The sequence below is a fragment of the Sediminimonas sp. genome (assembly GCF_024637375.1).
Classification (GTDB): Bacteria; Pseudomonadota; Alphaproteobacteria; order Rhodobacterales; family Rhodobacteraceae; genus Sediminimonas.
The window spans coordinates 1-5,905 of sequence record NZ_JAGXFK010000017.1; the positions used below are offsets into that span (position 1 = coordinate 1).

General features: G+C 69.3%; 5 protein-coding genes. 1 reads left to right on the forward strand and 4 read right to left on the reverse strand.

The window, feature by feature from the left end; genetic code table 11:
* Positions 1-699, reverse strand: a 699-nt coding sequence (locus Q0L89_RS01890; protein WP_296762092.1) for a haloacid dehalogenase-like hydrolase, incomplete at its 3' end; no start/stop codon positions are given.
* Positions 700-924: 225 nt separating this feature from the next.
* Here Q0L89_RS01890 and Q0L89_RS01895 point away from each other — a divergent pair.
* Positions 925-2,028 (forward strand): tetratricopeptide repeat protein, encoded by a 1,104-nt coding sequence (locus Q0L89_RS01895; protein ID WP_296762093.1) that lies wholly within the window; start codon positions 925-927, stop codon positions 2,026-2,028.
* A gap of 6 nt (positions 2,029-2,034) precedes the next feature.
* On the opposite strand, the gene metG is transcribed toward Q0L89_RS01895, so the two are convergent.
* From metG to Q0L89_RS01910, 3 genes are all read right to left on the reverse strand, one after another.
* Positions 2,035-3,759, reverse strand: coding sequence for a methionine--tRNA ligase (gene metG / locus Q0L89_RS01900; protein ID WP_296762094.1), 1,725 nt, complete (start codon positions 3,757-3,759; stop codon positions 2,035-2,037).
* An 89-nt stretch (positions 3,760-3,848) separates the two neighbouring features.
* Positions 3,849-4,604 (reverse strand): SDR family NAD(P)-dependent oxidoreductase, encoded by a 756-nt coding sequence (locus Q0L89_RS01905; protein WP_296762096.1) that lies wholly within the window; start codon positions 4,602-4,604, stop codon positions 3,849-3,851.
* A gap of 72 nt (positions 4,605-4,676) precedes the next feature.
* On the reverse strand, positions 4,677-5,905 hold a 1,229-nt coding region (locus Q0L89_RS01910; RefSeq protein ID WP_296762098.1), incomplete at its 5' end, for an MFS transporter.

The following is a 5,905-nucleotide window of genomic DNA, read 5'->3' on the forward strand; positions in this document are numbered from 1 at the left end:
CGCGACCATCGGGGCGAAGATCAGCACGTTCTTGATCCACTGGTGCGGGCGCATCTCGCGCAGCGCCGGGCCGGGGCCGGTGGTGGCGGGGGCGAGGTGAGCCACCGGCCGGCCGTTGCGCGCGGCCAGCGCCCCGGCGCGGGCGCGCAGTCCGGGGCGCGCATTGGCGGTGATCACCTGCGCCGCGTCCTGCCAGACGGCAAGGTCGGCCTGGCTGTCGCCGACATAGACATAGCCGCCGGCGCCGTAGCGTTCGGCCAGGAACGCTGCCTTGGCCCGGCCCTTGAGGTTGCGTGCCCCGTCGGAGCCGTGCACCTCGTCGAACAGGTCGGGATGCTGCGCGGCAGCCGCGTCGGCGACCCGGCTGTCCGACGCCGTGACCAATACGGTGCGCCCGCCTGCGGCGCGCCAGGCGGCGGCGAGATCCAGCACCTCCTGGGTCCAGGGCAGGTTTTCAAAATCCGGCTCCACGCGCGCGGCGAGGCGGCGCTTGAGATGCGCGCGCCCGCGCAAGGCCCACGCGCAGACGCGTAGCGGCACGGTCCAGTCATGGGCGGTGGCGGCCCAGAAGCCTTCGAGCAGAAGGTCGGACCGGGTCAGCGTGCCGTCGAGATCGACCGCCAGCACCGCCTCGGGGGCCATCGCCAGATCCGGCACGTCGTTCGCCGCGGGCCCTTGCTGCGCTGTCGCCTTGTTCACCTGTCCAGGCCCTCCGTCCCTGATCTGGTCGTCCTGATCGCCGGTCAACCTTGCACAGCCTGTGCGTCTTGACCAGATCTGCGCGCAGGGCGCGCTGCCCCCCGGAATATTTCGGGAGTAGAGAGAAAGCACCGCCGATGCGAAAGAGCTTGCGGGGAAGGTATCGACGCTCGCCGGGGGCTTTGCTAGCGTTCAATCACATTGGTTCAAAAAGGCTGTCAGCAGATGTCATTTCCCCGCTTTTCCTTCTCCCTCGCGCGCGCTTGGCCGGCGCTTGTGTTCACGCTGTTGCCCGCTGCCGCGCAAGCGGCCGACGAGGCGCAGGCCGCCGACGACGCACAACGCGCACTGGCGCGCTGCGTGGCGATCGCGGGGGCGCCCGATGCCGGTGCGCCGGTCAGCCGGGCGGCGATGGGCGTCTATCTCGATGCGCTGGCGCGCGCGCGTCCCTATTGCGAGACGGCCGCGCGGGCCGACCTGCCGCCGCCGGCGGCATTGTTCAACCTGGCTTCCGCGCAGCAGCGCGCCGGCGATCATGCGCGAGCCGTGGACAATTTCGAGGCAGCGGCAGCGGCGGGGCTGGCCGCCGCGCGCAGCAAGCTTGGCGATTACTACAATTTCGGTATCGGCCCGGTCGAGGAGGACCACGCGCGCGCGGTCGCGGAGTACCGTGCTGCCGCCAAGGCGGGAGATTTGCCGGCGATGGCCACGCTGGCGCTGATGCACCGCTTCGCCCGCGGTGTGCCGCAGGACCACGCGCGGATGTTGGAATTGCTGAAGCAGGCCGCCGATGGCGGCTATCACTTTGCCCAGTTGCGGCTGGCCGAGCTTTATCTCGATCCAAAGGGGATCGGGCGCGACGACGCGGCGGCGCTGGGCCTGCCCGACCCGTCGCGGGCGGTCGAGTACTATGCCCGCGCCGCCGGGCAGGGCAGCGTCACGGCGATGCTGAAGCTGGCCGCGCTTTATGCGGATGACGCGGACGGCATTCCGGCCGATGCGGCGCGCTACGCCCGCTGGGTCGAGCGCGCGGCGCAAACCGGCGCGCCGCGCGCCAAGGCGGCGCTGGGGGTGTTGCTGGAGCAGGGGCGCGGGGTGGCGCGCGACCCCGAGCGCGCCGCCAGGCTGTATGTCGAGGCGCTGCAAAGCGGCGATGTGCCGTTCGGCAAACTGCGCCAGGTGGGCGGCGCGCGCGCGCCGAGCTGGGACCGCGCCACCGCCATCGCATTCCAGCAGATATTGCGCGAGCGGGGGCATTACCGGGGCGCCATCGACGGCATCGTGGGCCCGGGCACCGCCGCGGCGGCACGCGCGCTGGTCGGCGGCTGAGTTCGCTCAGGCGCCGCGCTGGCCGGCGAAGCGCGCCTGCCAGTCTTCGCGCGCGTCGTCGGTGATCTTGGCGAACAGCACCTCGGGCACTTCGAAGCCGTGCCCGGGGGGCAGGGCCGACAGCGCTGCGAGCACGTCGTCGGGCCAGGCGTCGTCATCGGTGTTCATGGCCCCCAGCATCGCCGCCGCGGCGTCGGGGATGAACGGCGCCGAGAGCACCGCGTAGAGGCGCACCAGGTTCAGCGCCAGGCGGATCTGCATGGCGGCGGTTTCGGGGTCTTGCTTGAAGGTGGCCCAGGGCGCGGCTTCCTGCAGGTATTCGTTGCCCTCGACCCAGATGGCGCGCAGCGCCGCCGCCGCCTTGCGCACCTCGATCGCGTCCATGTGCGCCTCGTAGCCGCGGATGCGGGTGGCGAGGCGGCCGATCAGCGCCTCTTCGCGCGGCCCCGGCGCGCCGCCTTCGGGCACCGTCAGCCCGTATTTCGAGCGGCAGAACTTGGTCACCCGGCTGACGAAATTGCCCAGCACGTCGGCCAGGTCCTTGTTCACGTTCATCTGGAAGTTTTCCCAGGTGAATTCGGCATCCGAGTTTTCGGGCGCGTGCGACAGCAGCCACCAGCGCCAGTAATCGGCCGGCAGGATGTCGAGCGCCTGGTCCATGAACACGCCGCGCCCCTGGCTGGTGGAAAACTGCCCGCCGTCATAGTTGAGGTAGTTGAACGACTTGATGTAGTCGACCAGCTTCCACGGCTCACCCGAGCCCATCAGCGTGGCCGGGAAGGACAGCGCGTGGAAGGGCACGTTGTCCTTGCCCATGAACTGCGTGTAGGTGACATCCCCGGCACCCTTGTCCTCGCGCCACCAGCGTTCCCACGCGGCCGCCTCCAGCCCCTGTGCCTCGGACCATTCGGCCCCACAGGCGATGTATTCGATGGGCGCGTCGAACCACACGTAGAAGACCTTGCCTTCCATCCCCTCCCAGGGGCTGCCATCCTCGTGGCGCACCGGGATGCCCCAGTCCAGGTCGCGGGTGATGCCGCGATCCTGCAAGCCGTCGCCGTCGTTGAGCCATTTGCGGGCGATCGAGGTGGTCAGCACCGGCCAGTCGGTCTTGGACCCGATCCAGTCGCTCAGCTTGCCGCGCATCTGGCTCTGGCGCAGGTAGAGGTGCCGGGTCTCGCGCACCTCCAGGTCGGTCGAACCCGAGATGGCCGAGCGCGGGTCGATCAGGTCCACCGGGTCAAGCTGCATGGTGCAGTTCTCGCACTGGTCGCCGCGCGCTTTCTCGTAGCCGCAATTGGGGCAGGTGCCCTCGATATAGCGGTCAGGCAGGAAACGGCCATCGGCGTTGGAATAGACCTGTTTCTCGGTCACTTCCTCGATCAGGCCGGCGGCGTGCAGCCGGTCGGCGAAATGCTGCGTCAGGCGGTGGTTCTGAGGGCTCGACGAGCGGCCGAAATGGTCGAACGACAGGCCGAACCCGTCGGAGAGATCCTTTTGCACCTGCCACATCTCGGCGCAGTACTCGGCCACCGGCTTGCCCGCCTTGGCAGCGGCCAGTTCGGCGGGGGTGCCGTGTTCGTCGGTGGCACACAGGAACAGCACCTCGTGGCCGCGCCCGCGCAGGTAGCGGGCGAAAAGGTCGGCGGGCAACTGGCTGCCCACCAGGTTGCCCAGGTGCTTGATCCCGTTGATGTAGGGGATCGCCGATGTGATCAGATGCCGTGCCATGTGCCCTTGCCCTTCGCTCCGGTTTGGCCCCGTTTAGACCAAGCCGCGCGACGGTTCCAGCGCAACGGACACCGAAATTGGCGGGTGCCTCACTGCGCGGTGTAGCCGCCATCGACCAGGTGATAGCTGCCGGTGATGAAGCCGGCCCCGTCGCCGAGCAGGAAGCAGGCGAGGTTCGCCACCTCGTCGGCGGTGCCCAGCCGCCCCACCGGGTGCATGCCGGCGATCGCGGCCAGCGTTTCGGCATCGAGGTTGTTTTCCAGCAGCGGGGTGTTGATGAACCCCGGCCCGACCGCGTTCACGCGGATGCCGCGCTGCGCGTATTCCATCGCCGCGACCTTGGTCAGGCCGACGACACCGTGCTTGGCGGCCACGTAGGCGCCGGCGTTGGCAAAGCCCACGCTGCCCAGGATCGACGCCATGTTGACGATGGCACCGCCGCCTGCGCGTTCGATCGCGGGCAGGCCGTAACGCATGCCGTAGAACACGCCGTTGAGGTTGATGCCGATCAGCTTGTGCCAGTCCTCCAGCGGGTATTCGCCCACAGGTCCCGGTGTGCCGCCGATGCCCGCGTTGTTGACCAGCAGGTGCAGCGCACCGGTGTCGGCCTCGGCGCGGGCGACCATCGCCTCGACCTGCGCGGGCTCGGCGGTGTCCACGGTATGGACCAGCGCGGCGCCTTCCTCTTGCGTGATCGCGTCGGCGACGGCTTGCGCGTCGCCGGTATTCAGGTCGGCGACGATCACCGTCGCGCCGCCCGCGGCCAGTTGCCGGCAGATCGCCGCGCCTATCCCCGAGCCACCGCCGGTGACGATGGCGGTCTTGCCGCTGAAATCCTGGGTCATGTCCAATATCCTCCGTTTGTCATTCGCGCGATTCTATCACGGCCCGGCGACAGGTCGATGATGACGCGGCCATCATGGCGTGTCGCGCTCGCCGGTCGCGATGTCGGTATCGCTGTCCTCGCGGCTTTGCCTGGTCAGTCGGCCGATCAGGAACGAGGTGCGCGGCGCCCAGATATAGCGCGTGCGCCGTTTCGCGGTACGGCCGGCGCGCATCCGCAGCACCCCGAAGACAACCAGCACAGCATGGCCCGCCGCGATCATCACGAACATCGCCGGAGGTCCGTAGAGGTCGATCAGCCATGATGCCGCCAGCGGCGCGGCAATGGCGCCAAGTGCGAAGAAGAACATCAGCGCCGCCGACAGCTCGACCCGTTCCGAGGCGTCGGCGAAATCGTGCGCATGCGCCGCTGCGACCGAGTAGATCGGGAAGGTCGTCATCCCGAACAGCCCCGCCGTCAGCAACACCTGCACAGTGCTCAGGTCGTGGGTCAGCGCGGTCAGTGTCGAACTGCCGATCGCTGCCACCGACAGCCAGATCAGAACGTGCCGCCGGTCGTAGCGGTCGGCCAACCAGCCCGCGGGGATCTGGGCCAGCGCGCCGCCGGCCACGAACGCGGCGAGAAACCAGGCGATCTGGTCCGGCTTCAGCCCCACGCCCAGCCCGTAGACCGGCCCGACCATGCGGAACGAGGCCCCCGACAGCGCCGCCACCAGCACCGCCGCGCCGGCCAGCGGCGAGCGCGTCACCGCCAGCATCGGGCGCAGGCGCGGGGCGACGGGGGTTTCGGGCTGGCGGATTCGGGTCAGGGTTATCGGCAGCAGTGCCGCGCAGCACAGCAGCGCCAACAGGTTGTAGGAGACGTAGGAGGCCGGCTCCAGCACCGAGATAAGCATCTGCGCGACCAGCGAGGCGCCCATGTCCACGCCGCGGTAGCTGCCCATGGTGCGACCGCGCGTGGCGTTCGACACCCGCGCCTGAAGCCACGCCTCGATCACCGTGTAGCAGCCCGCCACGCACAACCCCGAGGCCACGCGCATTGCCGCCCAGGCCCAAGGGTCGATCACCAGCATGTGCGAGATCAACCCGATCGTGCCCCCGGCGGTGAAAGCGGCGAAGGCGCGGCTGTGCCCGACCGTGCCCATCAGACGCGGCGCCCACCAGCAGCCGATGAAAAAGCCCACGTAATGGGCCGACCCCAGCAGGCCGATCTGCGCGGTGCTGAAATCCAGCACCACCCCCGACAGCGTATCCAGCGGCCCGACGCCGCCGGTTGCAAGCTGCAACAGGATCACCGAGAGCA